1 protein-coding gene is annotated in these 430 nt (G+C 62.1%); it reads left to right on the forward strand.

What is annotated here, in order from left to right; genetic code table 11:
* Positions 1-430 (forward strand): MFS transporter (locus PL597_RS26075; protein ID WP_271366666.1); only part of this gene is annotated, 430 nt, incomplete at both ends.

Genomic DNA, 430 nt, shown 5'->3' on the forward strand with positions numbered 1-430 from the left:
CGTGCTTGTCGGTCTTAGTGCGCTGGCGATCGGCTCCAACATTCTCGCATCGGTTGCTGCCGATTTCTGGCTATTGTTGCTGGGCCGGGCCGGGCTGGGGATTGCGCTCAGCGGTTTCTGGGCGCTTTCGGTTGCGGTCGTGGCACGGCTCGTCGGCGCAAATTCGACCGGGCGCGGCATGGCTATCGTCACCCTGGGCGTTTCACTCGCCACCATTGCGGCTCCCTCCATGGGCGCCTTGATCAGTGACTGGGTGGGATGGCGCGTAGCCATGTCGATGACGGCGGGACTTGCCATCATTGCCATGCTCCTGCAGATATTCAGCCTGCCTTCGCTGCCGGCAAGTACGAGCAACAGTCTTTCCGATGTTTTCCGGCTGACGCGGCGGCGCAGCGTTCAACTGGGGATGCTGGCAATCCTGTTGCTGATG

Source organism: Agrobacterium sp. ST15.13.013, from assembly GCF_027956525.1.
Lineage (GTDB): Bacteria > Pseudomonadota > Alphaproteobacteria > Rhizobiales > Rhizobiaceae > Agrobacterium > Agrobacterium salinitolerans.